Consider the following 20,418-nt stretch of genomic DNA (forward strand, 5'->3'; position numbering starts at 1 on the left):
GCGAGTAAAGTCCGTACAAGATTATCGACGCGTTTCGACCTGCCAAAGCATGTCGGCCAGGGAAGGGAGCCAGAATCGGTTAGAGGTATGTTCCTGAATGCACAAATAGGTATTGCCGGCATAGCTGACGCGCTCGCCACGGTTATACCATTGCTCTGTGCGCCATTGTGGTGCAGCGCCGGGCAGCGTGCTGACCAACAGCGGTGCGCTGCTTGAGGAGGAATTACCCCCGGTATCGGTCGCACTGACGGTATAACGATACTGGGTGCCCGCTGCCAATCCGCTGTCGACGAAGTGGGTTGCCGTTGGCTGGGCAATTTTCTGGTTATCGCGGAAGACGGAGTAGTGTGCAATAGGGTTGGCACCGCTGGAGGCGCTCCAGGACAGGGTAATGCTGCTCTGGGTTTGCGCCGTGGCGACCAGATTGGCGGGGACAGAAGGTTTCTCGCCGCTGCCGCCGTCGGTCAAAAAGCCGTAACGCGTGACGAATTCCCAATCATAGGGCTGCCCGGACTTGTTCACGCCGTCATCCCAACTGACCGACCAGGTCATCAGGCCACGGATCGGGTTGCCTGCTTTATCCAGGCGTTCAAGCGCATTAATGGCGTCTTGCGGGTTAATAACATAACCATTAGCTGCACCATCAATATTGGCGGGTAGCCCGATAATAAATTTATCCGCCGGGATTGAGGTGAAACCACGGGTGCCGTGAACCAGACTGTCGGTGAGGTAATAAAGAAAATCCTCTTTCATGGCGTCGTCGTCTTGTTTAACCAGTTTATTTAGCTCATCGACCCAAACGCCATCTCCGCCCTGATTGTAATACTGCGGAGCAATAAAATCGTAAATATCTTCGAGTGCTTTGAGATAGGCGAGATAACTGCCGGAGTCACGCAGGTAAGGGAATTCCGGGGCCATGCTGATAATAAAGTTTTTACCTTCCAGAGCGTAATGCTGTTTAACCATGCGCAACGCGGCGGGAATAACCGTGCGGTTGTCTGCAAAGGTGATGGCCGATTGTTCAAGGTCAATATCCAGCCCATCGAAACCGTAGGTTTCCACCAACCGGATCAATTCATAGGCCAGCATTTCTTCTTGGCCGGCGTAGAGCTCAATGTGTGCGTCAGCGCCGCCAAGGGAGATGAGCACGGCACGGCCCTGTGCATTCAATGCATTGATTTGTTGCCTGAATTCCGCATCGGAATAGCGATAGGGCTTGAACGTCGGGATACCGCTGCCTTTCATAAAGGCCACGGCTATCACGTTGTATTCCACTGGAATATCGGTCAGCGCCATTTCAGTGAACATGCCGCCCTTATAGCCTTGCCCCGGCTCGGGGGCCCAATTATGCCAGAATCCCATCAGGATATTTTTTCCTGACATATCGGGCATCAGTGACGCGGAATCTCGGGTTTTATTTTTATATTGATGTAAAACGGTAGGGTTAAGCATAAATACTTTTCCTTATGTGATTACAACGTGATGGTTCAGTGTGAAAATTGAACGTTAATGTGCATATCATGCTTATAAAATATGGGTATAACGTTTTTCAATCGCAGCTCATTGCAATTCGTTTGTTTTTTAGGTGAGAGGCATTATCTTATTTGGCTTGCGAGAATCTTTGAATCCTTTCCATAATAGCGCTTATTAATATAAAGCCATACGATAATGACGCACATGTTGATATTGATCAACATTATTCTGTAAATATTTTTAATGATTCAAATGATTGAGAAATTAAATTATCGCCATTTGAAATTGTTTTTATCTGAATGATTTAAGTGAGTATTAATGCGATTGGATAACATCGGAGTGAGAATCATCTGTCTGAGGTGACGTGCATCAATGCCCGGCATTGGTGCAACCTTTTTTTTAAACACACAGGCAATCGGTTGCTTATTTTCCATATTATTTTTTGTGAATTTCAAAATAGATGATTATTATTTCAATGCATTGTTTTTAAAGAAAATATGGTAATTGCCACAGCATGTGGCACACCCTTTGCTATCCTTAAATCAACATCTGCAAACGATAAAAAGACCGACATATTCCATCGGATTGAGTTTACTCAACGGGGGGCGGTATGTGGGTCGGTAGAAAAGGAACGGCAACATGCACATGCAATTCACCACGGCTATTCGTGGCAATTTTTTCGATATCGCTGCCTGCGGGGAGAGTCCGCAACAGTTGAATGAGCAATTGCGGCATATTCCCGATGGATTAATGCTGCTTAACGAAGGGGCGATTGTTTGGCATGGCAGTTGGCAGCAGGGTGAACCGCTGCTGCCGCCCGGTTTCGAGGTGACACATTATCGGGACAAGCTGATCGTGCCGGGGTTTATCGACACCCATATTCACTATCCGCAAACCGAAATGATCGGCGCCTATGGCGATCAACTGTTGGCGTGGTTGAAACACTACACTTTCCCGACCGAAAGCCAGTTCTGCTGCGAACGGCATTCCGGCAAGATGTCGGCGTTCTTCCTGCAACAACTGCTAAGCAACGGCACCACCACGGCGCTGGTGTTCGGTACGGTACATCCGCAGTCGGTTGACGCGTTGTTCAGCCAGGCGGCGGCGCTGAACATGCGTCTTATCGCCGGCAAAGTGATGATGGACCGCCACGCACCGGATGAACTGCTGGAAACCCCGGAGCAAAGCTACCGGCAAACGCGTGAACTGATCGAGCGCTGGCACGGCAAACAACGCCTGGGCTATGCGATAACGCCGCGTTTCGCCCCCACCAGCACCCCAGCGCTATTGGCGCAGGTGCAGCGGCTGCGCGAAGAGTTTCCGGATGCCTGGCTGCACACCCACCTGAGCGAGAACCTGGATGAAGTGGCCTGGGTGAAAGCGTTGTTCCCGGAGAGCCTCAGCTATCTGGATGTGTATCACCAGTACGGCCTGACCGGCGAGAAAAGCGTATTCGCTCACTGTCTGCACCTGGAAGAGCAAGAGTGGGATTGCCTGTGCCAGACCGGTTCGGCGATCGCTTTCTGCCCGACCTCCAACCTGTTTCTCGGCAGCGGGCTGTTCAATCTGCAAAAAGCCTGGCAGAAGCAGGTGAAGCTGGGCATCGGCACCGATGTTGGCGCAGGCACCACCTTCAATATGCTGCAAACGCTGGGCGAGGCTTACAAGATCGGCCAGTTGCAGCGCTATAAACTCTCCGCCTGCGAAGCCTTCTATCACGCTACCTTGGGCGGTGCGCGCGCGTTGGCGCTGGACGATAAAATCGGTAACTTCGACGTCGGTAAAGAGGCTGATTTTGTGGTGTTGGATCCCGCGGTGTCGCCGCTGCAGAAGCTGCGTCATGAAAACAGCCGCGAACTGGCGGACCAGTTGTTCTTGCTGATGACGCTGGGGGACGATCGCAACGTTTATCGCACCTACGTTGACGGCAAAGTGGTTTATCGCGCGGCCGCGCACCAGGAGGCAGCATGATCCAGTTCCTGCTTAATCAAACGCTAAAAAGTGAAAGCGCGCTCGATCCCAATACCACGGTGCTGAACTATCTGCGCCGCAACCTGGGCCGTTGCGGCACCAAAGAAGGCTGTGCCTCCGGTGACTGCGGCGCCTGCACCGTCGTATTGGCCGAGCCGGAAGGCGGGCAGTTGCGCTACCGCAGCGTCAATGCCTGCCTGACGTTTGTCAGCTCGCTGCACGGCAAACAGCTGATCACGGTGGAGGATTTGAAACACAATGGTCAATTGCACAGCGTGCAGCAGGCGATGGTCGATTGTCACGGTTCGCAGTGCGGTTTTTGTACGCCGGGATTTGTGATGTCGATGTTCTGCCTGCAAAAGAACGGTGGGGAGTATCAGCGTGAACAGGCGCAGCAGGCGCTGGCGGGCAATCTGTGCCGTTGCACCGGCTACCGGCCGATACTGGCGGCGGCGCAACAGGCCTGCGGCGTCAAGATCGAGGACAGTTTCGATCGCGGGGAACGGCAAACTTTGCAGCGCCTGCAAGCCATCCGCGCAGCGACGCCGCTGGAAGCGGCGGGCAAACGCTGCCTGATGCCGCAAACGATCGACGAGCTGGCGGTACTGTACCGACAACACCCGCAGGCAAGATTGTTGGCCGGCGGCACCGATCTGGCACTGGAAGTTACCCAGCGTCACCAGGATGTGCCGCTGATGATCGCCATTGGGCAGATTGAGGCGTTGAAGCAAGTCAGTTGGCAGGACGAACGGTTGACGATCGGTGCCGGTGCGGCGCTGAGCGACCTGTATCCGCTGCTGGAAAAATATCACCCGGCCTTCGGTGAGCTGCTGGCGCGTTTTGCCTCGCAGCAGATCCGCAACCAGGGCACCCTGGGGGGCAATATCGCCAATGCCTCGCCGATTGGCGACGGCGCACCCATGCTGCTGGCGCTGGATGCGATGCTGAACCTGCGCTGCGGCGATACGCGGCGTGAGTTGCCATTAAACGATTTCTTCCTGGGATATCGCCAGACCGCGCTGCAACCGGGGGAGTTTATCGAAAGTATCGTGCTCCCGGCCACCGCTCCGGCGGATTTCCGCGCCTGGAAAGTATCCAAACGGCTGGAGGACGATATTTCGGCGGTGTGCGGCGCCTTTAACCTGGGGATAGAACACGGCATTATTCGCAGTGCCCGGTTGGCATTTGGCGGCATGGCGGCGACGCCAAAACGCGCCTTGCTATGTGAGCAGCAACTGGTGGGGCAGCCCTGGCGGCGCGCCACCGTTGAACGTGCGGTGCAGGCATTGGCGCAGGACTTTACGCCGCTCAGCGATTTTCGCGCCAGCAGCGGTTATCGCCTGCTGGTGGCGCAAAACCTGCTGCGCCGCTATTTCATTGCGCTGACCGCGCCGCAGTTGGCGATCGAGGTGACGGCTTATGAGTAATAACAAACGCATTGACGTGACGCAGGAACAGCTGGCCGAACGTTTCCGCCAGCCGTTAACCAGTGGAGTAGGCCGGAGTCGCAAACATGAAAGCGCCGACAAACACGTCAGCGGCGAGGCGCAATACATTGACGATCGGCTGGAGTTCCCAAACCAGCTGCATCTGGCGGCAAAGCTGAGTGAGCGGGCGCATGCGCGCATCATCAAACTGGATTTGTCGGCCTGTTACGCCTTCCCCGGCGTGGTGCGGGTGATCACCTGGCAGGACGTGCCGGGGGAACTGGATATTGCGCCGCTGACCCACGGCGATCCGCTGCTGGCGAAGGAGACGGTGGAGTACGTTGGGCAGGTGATCGCGGTGGTGGCGGCAGAAGACCCGGAGATCGCCTGGCGGGCGGCGCAGGCGGTGAAGGTGGAGTATCAGGATCTGCCGGCGCGGCTGGACGTGACGCAATCGCTGCGCGAAGGTTTTGTGGTGCAGGAAGCGCACCATCATCGGCGCGGGGACGCCGACGGCGCGCTGGCGCGGGCTTTGCACCGCCTTCAGGGCGAGTTGCACGTCGGTGGCCAGGAGCATTTTTATCTGGAGACCCAGATCGCGTCAGTGATGCCCGCCGAGGACGGAGGCATGCTGGTGTATTCCTCCACCCAGAACCCGACCGAAATCCAAAAACTGGTGGCCTCGGTGCTCAATTTGCCGATGCACAAGATCACTCTCGATATGCGCCGCATGGGCGGCGGCTTCGGCGGCAAGGAAACCCAGGCTGCCGGCCCGGCGTGCCTGTGTGCGGTGGTGGCGCACCTGACCGGGCGGCCGGTCAAAATGCGCCTCAATCGCCATGACGACATGCTGATCACCGGCAAGCGCCACCCGTTTTATATCCACTATGACGTTGGCTTTGACGACGGCGGGTTACTGAACGGAATCAAGATCGACCTGGCCGGCAACTGCGGCTATTCGCTCGATCTCTCCGGATCTATTGTCGATCGCGCCATGTTCCACGCCGACAACGCCTATTTTCTGCAAGATGTGTTGATTACCGGCCACCGCTGCAAAACCCATATCGCGTCCAATACCGCCTATCGCGGCTTTGGCGGGCCGCAGGGTATGATGGCGATTGAGCAGATCATGGACCATATTGCGCGCTATCTGGCGCTCGATCCGCTGGCGGTGCGCAAGACCAATTATTACGGCAAGGAGCAACGCAACATCACCCATTACCACCAGCCGGTGGAGCAGAACCTGCTGCAGGAAATGACCGCCGAACTGGAACACAGCGCGGATTATCAGGCACGGCGCGAGGCTATCCGCCGTTTCAACGCCGAGAACCCGATCCTGAAAAAAGGGCTGGCGCTGACGCCGGTGAAGTTCGGCATCTCTTTTACCGCCAGCTTTCTCAACCAGGCCGGTGCGCTGGTGCTGGTTTACACCGACGGCAGCATTCAGCTCAACCACGGCGGCACCGAGATGGGCCAGGGGCTGAACACCAAGGTGGCGCAGATAGTCGCCGAAGTGTTCCAGGTGGATATTGAACGCATTCAGATCACCGCCACCGATACCGGCAAGGTGCCGAATACCTCGCCGACGGCAGCGTCATCCGGTACCGATTTGAATGGCAAGGCGGCGGAGAATGCGGCGCTAATCATTAAACAGCGGTTGATCGACATGCTGATCACACAGCACCAGGTCAGCGCCGGGCAAATTGCCTTCAGCAACGGCCAGGTCAGGGTGGGTGAGCGTTATTTCAGCTTCGAGCAGGTGGTCGAGCAGGCGTATTTCAATCAGGTTTCGCTCGCCAGCACCGGCTATTACCGCACGCCGAAGATTTTCTACGATCGCGACAAGGCCAGCGGCCACCCGTTCTATTACTTTGCCTACGGCGCGGCTTGCGCGGAGGTGTTGATCGACACCTTGACCGGCGAGTACAAACTGCTACGCGCCGATATTCTGCACGACGTGGGCGACTCGCTGAACCCGGCTATCGACATCGGCCAGGTTGAGGGCGGCTTTGTGCAGGGTATGGGCTGGCTGACCAGCGAAGAACTGGTGTGGGATGAACAGGGCAAGCTGCTGACCAACGGCCCGGCCAGCTACAAAATTCCGGCGATTGGCGATGTGCCCGCCGACCTGCGCGTCACGCTGCTGGAAAACCGCAAAAACCCGGAGGATACGGTGTTCCATTCCAAAGCGGTGGGGGAGCCGCCGTTTATGCTGGGGATCTCGGTTTGGTGTGCGATCAAGGATGCGGTTGCCAGCCTGGCGGATTACCGCCTGCAGCCCAACATCGACGCGCCGGCCACGCCGGAACGGGTGCTGTGGGGCGTACAACAGATGCTATCCAGTGACATTGTCACTGAGTTGACGCGGGAGAACGGCGATGGACGAATGGATTGAGGTGCTGGCGGAACTGCGCAGGCGCGGCGAGCCCTGCGTGCTGGTGACGCTGGTAGACGAACTGGGTTCCACGCCGCGTAACCGCGGCACCAAAATGCTGGTGACCGCCGAACGGGCGGTCAATACCATCGGCGGCGGCCACCTGGAGTTCCAGGCGCTGGCGATTGCGCGTGAGATGTTGCAACAGGGCGAGGCGACCCTGCGGCTGGAGCGTTTCCCGCTGGCGGCGCGGCTGGGCCAGTGTTGCGGCGGAACCACCAGCGTGTTGTTCGAGCCCTTGATCCCGCCGCGCCCGCAAATCGCGCTGTTTGGCGCCGGGCATGTGGGCCGTGCGCTGGTGAACATTCTCGCCACCTTGCCGTGCCGGGTGCGTTGGGTAGATGGCCGTGCGGCGGAGTTCCCTGTGGCGATGCCGCCGGGAGTACAGCAAGAGATTTGCGATGAGCCGCTGGAGATCGTCGATGCCATGCCGCCAGGCAGTTATTTCATCGTGATGACCCACGATCACGCACTGGATCTGGCGCTGGCGGAGCGCATTCTACGCCGTGGCGATGTCGGTTATTTCGGCCTTATTGGTTCACTGACCAAGCGTAAACGCTTCGAATACAAACTTGGCCAACGCGGCATCAGCGAACAGGCTATTGCCGCCATGCGTTGCCCGCTGGGCTTGCCCGACGTCAAAGGCAAACTGCCTGCGGAGATCGCGGTAGCGGTGGCCGGGGAGATTATTGCTTGTTACGGGAGGGGGGAACGGGGCTAAAACCGCGGCGGTTTGTTTTTGAACATTGTGTGGGCGCCCCCCGAAGGTTGCGCCGCCACAGGTAAGAATCGTCAAATCACTTCAGTTCTGGCCAGTAGTCTTTATTGGCTTCGAGCAGATCGTCCAGAATGGCTTTAGCGACGGAAGCACTCGGCACGGTTTTCGAGAGCGTTATCGCCTGCCACAGTTTCAGATAGGACTTCTCAATCCAGGCTTCGACCACCAGTTTTTCAACCGCCACCTGCTGGCTCATCAACCCCTGCTGGAACAACGGGATCTTACCGACAGTCAGCGGTTCCGGCCCGTTGCTACCGACGAGACACGGAATTTCAACCATCGCTTCCGGATCAAAATTGTTGATGGCGCCCTGATTCGGCACAATCAGCAACATTCTTGCCTGAGTGTTGAATGCGATGGCGGTTGCCAGGTCAACGATGTAAGACGCGTGTTCATCAATCTCCAGTTCGCCGGCGGAAGATTTCCCCGCTTTGGTAATCGCAGCGCAGGAACTGAAAACGTGTTTTTCTCGGTGCTCCATCACCTCATTGGCGCGGGTATGTTCCGGATTGGAATGCGCCACGACATAGTCCGGGAACAGGTAATATTTCAGGTAGGTGTTCGGGAACGTAGACGGATCTAACGCCCAGACATCTTTCGCTTTGGCGAAGGTATCATTCCAACTGGCCTCAACACCCGGCTCGTCGGTTGGCGGTACATAGCCGTGTTTAGCCACATGTTCGCGGATTTTGGGCATCAGATCGTTACCCTGCAAATCTTCAATCGACGTCCACCAGCCAAAGTGATTCAGTCCGTAATAACGCACCTGCATTTCTTTACGCGATTTCAGCCCGACAATCTGCGCCATGCGTCCTTCAATGCCGATCGGCATATCGCAGATGTTGAGGATCTTGGAACTCGGGCGTAAACGGCGCGTCGCTTCCGCCACAATTGCGGCCGGATTCGAGTAATTCAGCATCCAGGCGTCCGGGGAATATTTCTCCATGTAATCGACGATTTCCAGTACGCCGCCGATGGAGCGCATGCCGTAAGCGATACCGCCAGGTCCACAGGTTTCCTGTCCTACGACACCATGACGCAGGGGAATTTTTTCGTCTTTTTCGCGCATCGGATATTTACCGACACGGATATGCGCCATGACAAAATCGACATCGCTAAAGGCCGTTTTCGGATCTGTGGTATAGGCGAATTCAATGTCCGGCGCCTGCTCTTTGAGGATCACCTTGCACGCTTCGGCCACAATTTCCTGACGTGCGCCATCGTTGTCATAAAACTTGATGGAACGCAGCGGAAATCTTTCCAGATTCGCCAGTAACATCAATACGATACCAGGTGTAAATGTGCTGCCGCCGCCAGCCACGACTACTGAGAATTTCTTCTTCATACTGCCTCCGTAATGGATGTTTTTGCCGGGGAACTCTCCCCGGATATGGATGATGGTGTGAAAGCATCTTGCTTCATCAGCGTTTCTATCTGGTCCCTAACCTGAGGAACGTGCAGGCCCACGATGATCTGAATGCCGTTGCCGCGCCGTACCACGCCATGTGCGCCCAAGGCTTTGAAGATGTCGTCACTTTGCGTCAGCGTCATGTCGCCGAGCGTGATACGCAGCCGCGTCGCGCAGTTGTTGAGGTTGACAATATTGCCGTTGCCGCCGAGTGCATGTAGATAACCCACCGCCTGGGCTTGTGCTGAAGAGGGTGCCGGGATGTCGCTGGTGCGGCCCGACGGATTTTTCTGCGCCTGATAGTCAGCCTTACTGTAGAGTTTGATTTCGCTATCTTCACGCCCCGGTGTTTTCAGGTTAAGACGCAGGATTAGCGTACGGAATACCAGGAACCAGATGCCGGTGAATACCAGCCCGATAGCAATCTGGGTGAACATCATCGAGGCGTGATTGTGATACATCGGGATCCAGTTTTGCGGCAGGAACTGGTCCAGTAGTCCACCGCCCATGTTGCCGACCACGCCTGCCATGTACATCAGCGTCGCCACTGTGGCGGCGAGTAACGCATGTATGGCAAACAGCAGTGGCGAGATGAAGAGAAAGGTGAACTCAAGGGGTTCGGTAATACCGACAAGTAAGGCGGTCAGCGTCGCCGGGATCAACAGCCCTGCCACCTTGACGCGATTTTCCGGTGCGGCGGTGGCGTAGATCGCCATCGCAATACCGACCGATCCGAAAACTTTCGAGTTACCTTGCAGCGCGAATCCGCCTTGCGGGAATAAGACTTTCAGCGGCTCTGTGCTCTCGCTGAATACCTGCAAGTGCTGTGCCCAGTAAACCTGAATTCCGCCTTCGACAGCTGCCGGACCGAAGATAAACGGGCCATAGATGAAGTGATGCAATCCGGTAGGGATCAGAATGCGTTCCAGGAAGGTATACACCCATACGCCGAGAGAACCGGAGATCAACATAAAGTGTTGCATCGAGAGAATGCCGGCCTGCACTTTCGGCCACACCAGCAGCGTCAGCCACGCGCAAGGGATCATCAACAGAAATCCGACGATGACCACGAAGGAGCTGCCCTGAAAAATACCGAGGAATACAGGAAGTTGTTTATCAAATAAATGATTGTGTATTGAGGTGACGATGCCTGAAATGATAATTGCACCAATAATACTGGTATCGATAGTTTTAATTCCGGCGATCATCGTCAGTCCGCTGTGTCCTCCGGGATCAACGTTAAAATCAACGCCAAAATAATCGCCCCATGTTAATCCCATTGCGTTAATTAAATAATTCCAGGTCATAAAGCTGACCAGTGCCGCCAGGCAGGCGCGACCTTGTGCATGTTTCGCCAGCCCGATGGGCAGGCCGACCGCGAAAATCAGTGGCATGTTGCGGAAAACAGTCCAACCACCTTCTTCTATAATATGAACAATTTGTGCGAAAAGACTGCCAGGTGCGGTGAGTGAATCCCCGAGAAACATAGGATTCTGAAGCATGATTGCAATGCCCACCACCATTCCCGCAAACGGAAACAGCAACACAGGTGTAAACATTGCACCACCAAAACGTTGAATTTGACTGAGCATAAATACTCCTCATATTTTTCCGGGTCAGATTTTTTATTATTTCGTTTTAACTGATTTTATTTTCCATTCAAAGAGTAGGGACTTTGAAAAAAAAGGTCGCAAAACTATTAATCATTTTGTGATCGCATTCATGTTTTCTCCTTCGGTGAAGTGGTCTACTTTTATGGCGATTTGTATACATTAAAGTGATCAAGGAAAAAATAGCCAGAGGAATAGCCAAATAAATTTCAGGTTTTACAGTGCGGTAACCTCTTTTTGTTGCGCGGTTATCAGGATTCATTTAGGGATAAAGAGGTCTTCAAGTGATCTACAAAACGCTTGCTGAACGTCTGAGAATACGTATCAATTCTGCTGATTTTGCTATCGGCGATGCTTTACCCAGTGAGAAACGTCTGGCTGCCGAATTTTCTGTATCGAGGATGACACTCCGCAAAGCGGTAAATTTACTGATTGAATGGGGGCTGGTACGTCGCTGTCACGGCAGCGGAACCTTCGTCGCGCAGAAAGATCTCCAACATGAAACTCGTGGGCTGATGGGGTTTTCAGAACTGATGAAAGAACTGGGCCGCCCCACGGTGAGCGAGGTGCTGGAGTTTCGAATGATGGGAGCCCCCCCAGCCATCGCCAGCCAGCTGCGAATCAAGGCCGATGAACGCATTTACTATTCGCGTCGCGTAAGGTTTGTGGAAGGGAAGCCTGTGGTGCTGGAAGACAGTTACATGCCTGGCAGGTTATTTGGCAACCTCTCAGTCGCACATCTGGAGGGTTCAAAGTTTTCGTATATAGAAGACGAATGCCATATCAATATCGCAGGGAATTACGAAAGCTTCAGCCCGATCTTGGCAGACAGCACGATCGGCGCGCTACTGCACGTTGCCGAAGGCACGCCGCTGCTGCGCCTGACATCGCTTTCTTACAGTGATACCGGCGACTATATCAACTATTCGGTGATATTCAGAAATGCCAATGAATACCACGTGGACTACCATTTGAAGAGGAATAAATAGCGGTCGAAGGGGCTACATTTCTACTGTATGGCAATTGCAATAATTTCCAATCTAATCATCACGTTGATTAACGGAATTTCCCGCAAGATAACATGAAAATGTTTTTTGTTATCGCAAATTAATAGTGGTTTAGAGCGTTCGTAGCCCTCTTGCTAACACGGTTTAGCAAAGTATGCTAAAAAACAGCTGATTTAAAACGAATATCACTTAAAAAATGCCAATGCCTTATATTTACTTTACCCAGTCATTGTTCGGGAACATAATTAAAAAGCTTCTATTAGATACTGAAAATTAATCAGTATTAAATTAATAAATTAACAGTTAAATATTTAAATGTCAGGGGAAACATTGAATTAGGTTTATTTTTCGAATAAGAAACAGGAGAGTATTGTAATGCCCCGTCAAGGATTGAAAACTGCACTAGCGATTTTTCTAACCACATCATTATGCATCTCATGCCAGCAAGCCTTCGGTACGCAACAACCCTTGCTTAACGAAAAGAGTATCGAACAGTCGAAAACCATACCTAAATGGTGGAAGGAGGCTGTTTTTTATCAGGTATATCCGCGTTCCTTTAAAGACACCAACGGAGATGGTATCGGGGATATTAACGGCATCATAGAAAAATTAGACTATCTAAAAGCCTTGGGGATTGATGCCATTTGGATCAACCCACATTATGATTCTCCGAACACGGATAATGGTTACGATATACGTGATTATCGAAAAATCATGAAAGAATATGGCACGATGGAGGATTTTGACCGCCTGATTTCTGAAATGAAAAAACGGAATATGCGGTTGATGATTGATGTGGTCATCAACCACACCAGCGATCAAAACGAATGGTTTGTTAAAAGTAAAAGCAGTAAGGATAATCCTTATCGCGGCTATTATTTCTGGAAAGATGCTAAAGAAGGGCAGGCGCCTAATAATTACCCTTCATTCTTTGGTGGCTCGGCGTGGCAAAAAGATGAAAAGACCAATCAATACTACCTGCACTATTTTGCTAAACAACAGCCTGACCTAAACTGGGATAACCCCAAAGTCCGTCAAGATCTTTATACAATGTTACGTTTCTGGTTAGATAAAGGCGTGTCTGGTTTACGTTTTGATACGGTAGCGACCTACTCAAAAATTCCGGATTTCCCAAATCTCACCCAACAACAGCTGAAGAATTTTGCAGCGGAGTATACCAAGGGCCCTAATATTCATCGTTACGTCAATGAAATGAATAAAGAGGTCTTGTCTCATTACGACATTGCGACTGCCGGTGAAATCTTTGGCGTACCCTTGGATCAATCGATAAAGTTCTTCGATCGCCGCCGTGATGAGCTGAACATTGCATTTACCTTTGACTTAATCAGACTCGATCGAGACTCTGATCAAAGATGGCGTCGAAAAGATTGGAAATTGTCGCAATTCCGGCAGATCATCGATAACGTTGACCGTACTGCAGGAGAATATGGTTGGAATGCCTTCTTCTTGGATAACCACGACAATCCGCGCGCTGTCTCGCACTTTGGCGATGATCGCCCACAATGGCGTGAGCCATCGGCTAAGGCGCTTGCAACCTTGACGCTGACTCAACGAGCAACACCTTTTATTTATCAAGGTTCAGAATTGGGCATGACCAATTACCCGTTTAAAGCTATTGATGAATTCGATGATATTGAGGTGAAAGGTTTTTGGCATGACTACGTTGAGACAGGAAAGGTCAAAGCCGACGAGTTCTTGCAAAATGTACGCCTGACGAGCAGGGATAACAGCCGGACGCCGTTCCAATGGGATGGGAGCAAAAATGCAGGATTCACGAGCGGAAAACCTTGGTTCAAGGTCAACCCAAACTACCAGGAAATCAATGCAGTAAGTCAAGTCACACAACCCGACTCAGTATTTAACTATTATCGTCAGTTGATCAAGATAAGGCATGACATCCCGGCACTGACCTATGGTACATACACCGATTTGGATCCTGCAAATGATTCGGTCTACGCCTATACACGCAGCCTTGGGGCGGAAAAATATCTTGTTGTTGTTAACTTCAAGGAGCAAATGATGAGATATAAATTACCGGATAATTTATCCATTGAGAAAGTGATTATAGACAGCAACAGCAAAAACGTGGTGAAAAAGAATGATTCATTACTCGAGCTAAAACCATGGCAGTCAGGGGTTTATAAACTAAATCAATAAATCTCATAGTCACGCCAAATAATGTAAATATATTGAAACTATTAAAACCGGCATTTTATGCCGGTTTTTTTAGCGCAAAATAGGGCTGGCAAAGATAAAGCAGGAGGCTACCACCGTGAGCTATATGCTTTTTTAAAAGGCAAGATTCTCCGTCGAGGCTCTGCCGTCACCCGAACGCGATAAACCGCGTTTATCCTCAGATGCCTGGCCGTTGCGCGCAAACGAAGACCGGGGTTTGAGGGCTTGTGGGGCAATGCCGGCGAGCCAGTCAGCTTCTCGTGGGTGCGAGCACATTGCTAATGAACAATCTCGCTTCAAATGTTATCGTGAGAATGAAGTGTTGCAGTGGCGCCGCCGGGGTTTGCGCTCGATTCAGGTCTGATTCACATAACAAGGTCACATGGAAATGAAAGTGTTATTCATCGCTTCGCTAGGCGCTTTATCGTTAATGCAAGCATCATTCTCCTTCGCGGATAATGCCAATGGGAAAAACATCTATTCACAGAGATGTACTATGTGCCACGGAACCGATCTCAAAGGCACGGGGCCATTGGCTGATAAAACCAACCCGCCGACACCTGATCTGACAACCCCCGCGTTCAAAGAACGGCTCAATGATTATCCGGGCGTTATTGTCTCATCGATAATACTTCGTCCAAATGGAGACTTGATTCCCAAAACTTTGCGAGAGAATGGGGTAAGGCTACCGGCGTTCTCTTGGCGGCTTCAGGATCTGCGCGATTTAAATCAGTACATGAGCGGCGTGATTTCAAAAAATCGATAATGTTGAGAGGAAAGGTAGGCACAGAAATCGAATAACCCTTGCAGAGTGGTTACCTGTTTGACTGAATCCTTCATGTAAAGCCGATAGAGTCCAGACCGCAATCAGCAACACGGTGTCCTGTAACGGGATACGCCATTCTAATCACTTGTTTTTGCTCAAACTGCCAACTGCGCCTAAGCTAGAATGTGGTCTGGGGACTGGGGTCCCTTTGCACTTTATTCTGTGAACATGGAGGAGTTTCGATTTGATGCGTTTATCTACATTGGTGCTGGCGATCGGCATGGTGCTGACCTCGCAGGCACAGGCAGCAGAAACCAACCCGCACGCGAGCCATAGCGCGTTGCCAAGCGGCCAGGCGAAGGAGGCTAACGTGACCGGAGAAGCCAACCAGCACGAGAACAAAAAGAACGAGAACCCGTTCTTCTATCAGAGCCGTCTGCCATTCCAGGCGCCGCCGTTCAATCTGATCAAAGAAAGCGACTACGCTCCGGCTATCGACGCCGGCATCAAGCAAAAGCTGGAAGAGGTGGAGAAGATCGCCAATAACCCGGCCAAGCCCGATTTTAAAAATACCTTTGTGGCGCTGGAGCAGGCCGGTGCGCTGTTGACGCGGGTGATGAACGTGTTTGGCGCCATGACCTCGGCCAACACCAGCGACACATTGCAAAAGCTGGATGAGGAAAGCTCGCCGAAACTGGCGGCGCTTGAAGACGCGATCATGCTTAACAGCAAGCTGTTCGCGCGCATCAAGGCGATTTATCAGCAGCGCGATGCGCTGAAGCTGGACGCGGAATCGCGTCGCCTGGTGGAAGTGACTTACAAGAACTTCGAGCTGGCGGGGGCCAACCTGTCCGATGCCGATAAAACCAGGCTGAAAGCGCTGAATCAGGAAGCGGCGACGCTGAGCACCCAGTTCTCCAACAAGCTGCTGGCGGCGACCAAAGACGGCGCACTGGCGATAGCCGATAAAGGCAAGCTGGACGGCCTGTCGGAAAGCGAACTGGCTGCGGCGACTCAGGCGGCCGGCGAGCGCAAGCTGGACAAACAGTGGTTGCTGGTGTTGCAAAATACCACTCAGCAGCCGGATTTGCAGAGCCTGAAAGACAGGGATACCCGCAAGGCACTGTTTGACGCTTCGTGGAGCCGGGCGGAAAAGGGCGACGGCAACGACACTCGCCAGACTATCGCCCGCCTGGCCAAGGTGCGCGCCGAGCAGGCCAAACTGCTGGGCTTCCCGAACTATGCCGCCTGGAAACTGCAAAACCAGATGGCCAAAACCCCGGATGCGGCGCTGAGTTTTATGCGCAATATCGTTCCGGCGGCCACCGCGCGTGCCGAACGTGAAGCCAAAGACATTCAGGCGGTGATTGATCAGCAAAAAGGCGATTTCAAGGTTGAAGCCTGGGACTGGCAGTTCTACGCCGAGCAGGTGCGCAAGGCGAAATACGATCTGGATGAGTCGCAGATCAAACCTTATTTCGAACTGGATAACGTGCTGAACAACGGCGTGTTCTATGCCGCCAACCTGCTGTACGGCATCAGTTTTAAAGAGCGCAAGGACATCCCGGTCTACCAGCCGGACGTACGCGTGTATGAAGTCTTCGATAAAGACGGCAAATCGCTGGCGCTGTTCTATACCGACTTCTTTAAGCGCGACAACAAGGGCGGCGGCGCCTGGATGAGCAACTTTGTCGAGCAGTCGAAGCTGAAAGGCACCAAACCGGTGATTTACAACGTCGCCAACTTCACCAAACCGGCACCGGGCCAGCCTGCGCTGCTGTCGTACGACGACGTGATCACCCTGTTCCACGAGTTCGGCCATGCGCTGCACGGCATGTTTGCCGATCAGGAGTATCCGAGCCTGTCCGGTACCAATACCGCGCGCGACTTTGTTGAGTTCCCCTCACAGTTCAATGAACACTGGGCCAGCGATCCCAAAGTCTTTGCGCACTTCGCCAAGCACTACAAAACCGGCGAAGCCATGCCGCAGGCACTGGTCGACAAAATCAAAAAAGCCGATAAGTTCAACAAAGGTTATGACATGACCGAGCTGCTATCTGCCGCGCTGCTGGACATGCACTGGCACATGCTGAGCGCGGATCAGCCGCAACAGGACGTGGACAAGTTCGAAGCCGAATCGCTGCTGAAGGATAAAATCGATCTCAGCTACGTGCCGCCGCGCTATCGCTCCAGCTACTTCAAACATATCTGGGGCAACGGGTATGCTGCCGGTTACTACGCCTATCTGTGGACAGAAATGCTGGCGGATGACGCCTTCCAGTGGTTCACCGAGCACGGCGGCCTGACGGCGGAGAACGGCCAGCGCTTCCGCGACAGGGTGCTGTCGCGCGGTAATAGCCAGGATCTGGAAAAACTGTACGTCGACTGGCGCGGCAAAGAGCCCAGCATCGAGCCGATGCTGATTAACCGCGGGCTGAAAGACGAATAAAATATTGTGATGTCTGTCCGACGAACAGGGGCGCGGAAACCCGCGCCCAACCCTCTCAGCGATTAACCACCTTGGCCGGCAGCGCGATCACCAGCAGCGAACTGAGCAGCAGACAACCGGCGAAGGCCCACAGCGCACCGCCGCTTTTGCCGGTCAGATCCAGCGCCAACCCCATCAGCGAATTACTCACCAACCCGGCGATATTCGCCAGTGAACAGGCCAGCGCAAAGCCGGTTGCCGCCGCCGTGCCGCGCAAGAAAGTGGCCGGCAGGCTGAAGAACACCGGCACCGCGCCGATGATTGCCGCCTGGGCGATGGAGAACAACAGCACCGTGGCGATCACGTTATGGGTGAAGAAGGTGCTGCCGGCCATCGCCATCGCACCGACGATAAACGGCACTATGATGTGCCAGCGGCGTTCGCGCATGCGGTCGGAACTGGTGCCAATCAGCAGCATGCCCAGCAGGGCGGCGACGCTCGGCAGCGCGGTCAGCATGCCGATGGTGGTAATGTCGGTGACCCCGGCGGTTTTGATAAAGGTCGGCATCCAGAACCCCATCGCATAGGCGCTGAGCAGGATCGAGAAATCAATGCCGCCCAACATCCACACCTTGAGGTTAAAGAAACCGTCGCGGAAGCTGTGCTTGCTGTGGCCGGCTTCGGCATCGTCATGCGCCAGATCCTGCTCAATGCGTTTTTTCTCGTCCTCGGTTAACCATTTTGCCTGCCGATAATTATTGGGCAGCACCCAGAAAGTGAGCACGCCCAGCAGCACGCTGGGAATGCCCTCCAGCAAGAACAGCCATTGCCAGCCATGCAGCCCGTGACGCATATCGAAATGCCCCATGATCCAGCCGGAGAGCGGGCCGCCGACCACGCTCGACAGCGGCAGGCCGATCATGAACAGCGCAATGATGCGGCCACGACGATAGGTGGGGAACCATAACGTCAGGTAATAGAGCACGCCGGGCAGGAAGCCGGCTTCCGCCACGCCAAGCAAAAAACGGATGGCGTAAAACTGATTCGGGGTAGTGACGAACAGGGTGCCGGCGGAAAGCAGGCCCCAGGTGATCATGATGCGGGCAATCCACACCTTAGCGCCGACGCGCTGCAGGATCAGGTTGCTCGGCACCTCAAACAGAATATAACCGACAAAAAACAGCCCGGCGCCCAGCCCAAAGGCGGCTTCGCTCAGTTGCAGTTGATCGGCCATCTGCAGCTTGGCCAGCCCGACGTTAATGCGGTCAAGGTAAGCGGCCAGATAACACAGGCAGAGAAACGGGATCAGCTTCCAGGTGATTTTGCGGTACAGCAGCGATTCTGTTCCCGCTTTCCCCGCTAACGGGGTTTCAACAATGGCCATGATGATGTCTCCAGGTGGTGCATAGTGGCCTCCGGAGGAGGTGTGTTGTGTGCTTGCTTTTGAGGCGCTTTCCGCGCCTTCTTTATTGTTCTGCTTTCCGTGCAGGTGAAGCCTTTGGGTCTACAACAGGGTTAAATAGCCGATCGCCTCCTGTTTGCTCACTACGTCGCCGTATTTGCTGTCGATGTCGAACAGGTTGGCTTCGTGCGGGCCGGCGTGGCGGTCGCCCACGCATTCGCGCACCACGATAGTGCGAAATCCGTGTTGCACGGCGTCCACCGCGCTGGCGCGGATACAGCCGCTGGTGGAACAACCGGCCAGCAGCAGGGTATCGATGCCGAGCGCCACCAACATAGGTGCAAGCGAAGTGCCGAAAAAGGCGCTGGCGTATTGTTTGGTCAACACCACCTCGGTCGCTAACGGCGCAACCTGGGGGCAGAACGCCGCCAGCGGATTGCCCTCGACCATGTCTTTCATCACCGGCGCTTTTTTCACCCAGATGCCGCCATCGGCAAAATGCCCCGCATGATAGCGGATATTGGTGTGGATCACCGGAATTCTCACCTGGCGTGCGGTGGCCAGCAGCGCCATGCTTTCGTCGACTGCGCTGACCACACCGGGGGCGAACAGCGGTGCGCCCTCGGTGGTATAAGCCTGCATAAAGTCGATCACCAGCAGCGCCGGGCGACGGCCGAAACCGATGCGATTGCCCCAAACGCCGCTGTAGTTATCGATCAGAGAGTTATCGGCTGCGGATGCCATTTTTCCTCCTTAATAGGCGCCGGACAGCAGGGCGCCGGCGCCGGGAACGATCGGCTCCAGCTCCAGCGCGGTCAGCATGGCGTAGGTGGTGGCGATGGCCGCGGTCAGCACCGGCTTGCCGGTTTGCGCTTCAACGGTGGATACCGCAGGTAAAGACGGCATTTGCACGCAGGCGGACAGCACTATGGCATCCACGCCGCTCAGGTCCATCTCGGCGACAATACCCGGCAGTTTGGCCGGATCATGGCGGCCCACCGCCAGGTTGTCCGGGATCTCCAGCGCGCGCCACACCTTGACCTCAATGCCCTCGTGTTCGATGTAGTCCACCACCATTTGGGTCAGCGGTTTCATGTAGGGCGCCACCAGCGCGATGCGTTTGGCGCCGAGCACTTTCAGGCCACTGACCAGCGCACCGGCGCTGCTGATCACCGGCGCGGCGGCGTTGTTGTCCTGCGTAACCTTTGCCAGCCGGGCCTGGGACTCGCGATGATAGCCCAGCCCCATAGACATGATCGCCACCAGGCAGGCATAGCCGAGCACGTCGACCTGCGCGTCGGAAAGCTCCAGCGCGCAGCGGTCTGATTCGGCGTCCATCGCCGCCAGTTCCGCCTTGCTCACATGCTTCATGCGCATGCGGCTGGAGTGAAAGGTAAAACGCTCCGGGCGGATCAACTGGCGGGCGGTCAACATCGCCGGAATTTCGGTTTCCATCGTGGTGTTGGAACTGGGTACGATCTGGCCGATACGGTAATTTTGGGTCATGGAAAATGCTCC

The 20,418-nt window shown here is 54.2% G+C and carries 14 protein-coding genes; 8 read left to right on the forward strand and 6 right to left on the reverse strand.

Translation table 11 applies throughout. The annotated features are described in order from the left end of the window. Positions 1-21: 21 nt before the first annotated feature. Complete coding sequence (locus SERAS12_RS11320) at positions 22-1,452, reverse strand: fibronectin type III domain-containing protein (RefSeq protein WP_013812779.1); 1,431 nt, start codon at positions 1,450-1,452, stop codon at positions 22-24. 660 nt (positions 1,453-2,112) lie between these two features. Between SERAS12_RS11320 and guaD the strand changes: the two genes are divergently transcribed. From guaD to xdhC, 4 genes are read left to right on the forward strand one after another with little or no spacing between them, the layout of a single operon-like run. Further along, entirely contained in the window at positions 2,113-3,444 is a 1,332-nt protein-coding gene (gene guaD, locus SERAS12_RS11325; protein WP_013812780.1) for a guanine deaminase, read from the forward strand. Further along, on the forward strand, positions 3,441-4,871 hold the full coding sequence (gene xdhA, locus SERAS12_RS11330) for a xanthine dehydrogenase small subunit (protein WP_013812781.1): 1,431 nt from the start codon (positions 3,441-3,443) through the stop codon (positions 4,869-4,871). The genes guaD and xdhA overlap by 4 nt, the downstream gene beginning before the upstream one ends. Beyond that, positions 4,864-7,266 (forward strand): xanthine dehydrogenase molybdopterin binding subunit, encoded by a 2,403-nt coding sequence (xdhB, locus tag SERAS12_RS11335; protein ID WP_013812782.1) that lies wholly within the window; start codon positions 4,864-4,866, stop codon positions 7,264-7,266. Before xdhA ends, xdhB begins: the two co-directional genes overlap by 8 nt. Next, the gene (gene xdhC / locus SERAS12_RS11340; protein WP_013812783.1) at positions 7,250-8,026 is read left to right on the forward strand and encodes a xanthine dehydrogenase accessory protein XdhC; all 777 of its coding nucleotides are present in this window, start codon (positions 7,250-7,252) and stop codon (positions 8,024-8,026) included. Before xdhB ends, xdhC begins: the two co-directional genes overlap by 17 nt. A gap of 76 nt (positions 8,027-8,102) precedes the next feature. Here xdhC and SERAS12_RS11345 read toward each other — a convergent pair whose 3' ends face one another. Together SERAS12_RS11345 and SERAS12_RS11350 are read right to left on the reverse strand one after the other, a co-directional pair. Continuing rightward, positions 8,103-9,428: a 6-phospho-alpha-glucosidase gene (locus SERAS12_RS11345; RefSeq protein WP_013812784.1), complete on the reverse strand. Its 1,326-nt coding sequence runs from the start codon at positions 9,426-9,428 to the stop codon at positions 8,103-8,105. Further along, complete coding sequence (locus tag SERAS12_RS11350) at positions 9,425-11,083, reverse strand: alpha-glucoside-specific PTS transporter subunit IIBC (protein WP_013812785.1); 1,659 nt, start codon at positions 11,081-11,083, stop codon at positions 9,425-9,427. Before SERAS12_RS11350 ends, SERAS12_RS11345 begins: the two co-directional genes overlap by 4 nt. Positions 11,084-11,385: 302 nt before the next feature. Between SERAS12_RS11350 and SERAS12_RS11355 the strand changes: the two genes are divergently transcribed. From SERAS12_RS11355 to dcp, 4 genes are all read left to right on the forward strand, one after another. Then, on the forward strand, positions 11,386-12,090 hold the full coding sequence (locus SERAS12_RS11355; RefSeq protein ID WP_013812786.1) for a GntR family transcriptional regulator: 705 nt from the start codon (positions 11,386-11,388) through the stop codon (positions 12,088-12,090). A gap of 393 nt (positions 12,091-12,483) precedes the next feature. Then, a complete protein-coding gene (locus SERAS12_RS11360; protein WP_013812787.1) occupies positions 12,484-14,286 on the forward strand; it encodes an alpha-glucosidase in 1,803 nt (600 codons plus the stop codon). A 400-nt stretch (positions 14,287-14,686) separates the two neighbouring features. Then, positions 14,687-15,070 carry a c-type cytochrome gene (locus tag SERAS12_RS25550; protein ID WP_013812788.1) on the forward strand — a complete coding sequence of 128 codons (384 nt, stop codon included), beginning with the start codon at positions 14,687-14,689 and terminating at the stop codon, positions 15,068-15,070. 247 nt (positions 15,071-15,317) lie between these two features. Further along, the gene (gene dcp, locus SERAS12_RS11365) at positions 15,318-17,519 is read left to right on the forward strand and encodes a peptidyl-dipeptidase Dcp (protein ID WP_013812789.1); all 2,202 of its coding nucleotides are present in this window, start codon (positions 15,318-15,320) and stop codon (positions 17,517-17,519) included. 55 nt (positions 17,520-17,574) lie between these two features. On the opposite strand, the gene SERAS12_RS11370 is transcribed toward dcp, so the two are convergent. The 3 genes from SERAS12_RS11370 to SERAS12_RS11380 form a co-directional block, all read right to left on the reverse strand. Then, positions 17,575-18,882, reverse strand: coding sequence for an MFS transporter (locus tag SERAS12_RS11370; RefSeq protein ID WP_013812790.1), 1,308 nt, complete (start codon positions 18,880-18,882; stop codon positions 17,575-17,577). A gap of 120 nt (positions 18,883-19,002) precedes the next feature. Beyond that, positions 19,003-19,644, reverse strand: coding sequence for an N-carbamoylsarcosine amidohydrolase (locus tag SERAS12_RS11375; protein ID WP_013812791.1), 642 nt, complete (start codon positions 19,642-19,644; stop codon positions 19,003-19,005). Positions 19,645-19,653: 9 nt separating this feature from the next. Further along, entirely contained in the window at positions 19,654-20,406 is a 753-nt protein-coding gene (locus tag SERAS12_RS11380) for an Asp/Glu racemase (RefSeq protein ID WP_013812792.1), read from the reverse strand. Positions 20,407-20,418 lie beyond the last annotated feature (12 nt).

Source organism: Serratia sp. AS12, from assembly GCF_000214195.1.
Taxonomy (GTDB): domain Bacteria; phylum Pseudomonadota; class Gammaproteobacteria; order Enterobacterales; family Enterobacteriaceae; genus Serratia; species Serratia plymuthica.

Bases quoted from the DNA above. Each gene is read 5' to 3' on its own strand.
- SERAS12_RS11360 (WP_013812787.1), top strand. From the start codon at position 12,484: ATGCCCCGTCAAGGATTGAAAACTGCACTAGCGATTTTTCTAACCACA.
- SERAS12_RS11345 (WP_013812784.1), bottom strand. From the start codon at position 9,428: ATGAAGAAGAAATTCTCAGTAGTCGTGGCTGGCGGCGGCAGCACATTT.
- SERAS12_RS11380 (WP_013812792.1), bottom strand. From the start codon at position 20,406: ATGACCCAAAATTACCGTATCGGCCAGATCGTACCCAGTTCCAACACC.
- SERAS12_RS25550 (WP_013812788.1), top strand. From the start codon at position 14,687: ATGGAAATGAAAGTGTTATTCATCGCTTCGCTAGGCGCTTTATCGTTA.
- xdhB (WP_013812782.1), top strand. From the start codon at position 4,864: ATGAGTAATAACAAACGCATTGACGTGACGCAGGAACAGCTGGCCGAA.
- dcp (WP_013812789.1), top strand. From the start codon at position 15,318: ATGCGTTTATCTACATTGGTGCTGGCGATCGGCATGGTGCTGACCTCG.
- SERAS12_RS11375 (WP_013812791.1), bottom strand. From the start codon at position 19,644: ATGGCATCCGCAGCCGATAACTCTCTGATCGATAACTACAGCGGCGTT.
- guaD (WP_013812780.1), top strand. From the start codon at position 2,113: ATGCACATGCAATTCACCACGGCTATTCGTGGCAATTTTTTCGATATC.
- xdhC (WP_013812783.1), top strand. From the start codon at position 7,250: ATGGACGAATGGATTGAGGTGCTGGCGGAACTGCGCAGGCGCGGCGAG.
- SERAS12_RS11320 (WP_013812779.1), bottom strand. From the start codon at position 1,452: ATGCTTAACCCTACCGTTTTACATCAATATAAAAATAAAACCCGAGAT.
- xdhA (WP_013812781.1), top strand. From the start codon at position 3,441: ATGATCCAGTTCCTGCTTAATCAAACGCTAAAAAGTGAAAGCGCGCTC.
- SERAS12_RS11350 (WP_013812785.1), bottom strand. From the start codon at position 11,083: ATGCTCAGTCAAATTCAACGTTTTGGTGGTGCAATGTTTACACCTGTG.
- SERAS12_RS11370 (WP_013812790.1), bottom strand. From the start codon at position 18,882: ATGGCCATTGTTGAAACCCCGTTAGCGGGGAAAGCGGGAACAGAATCG.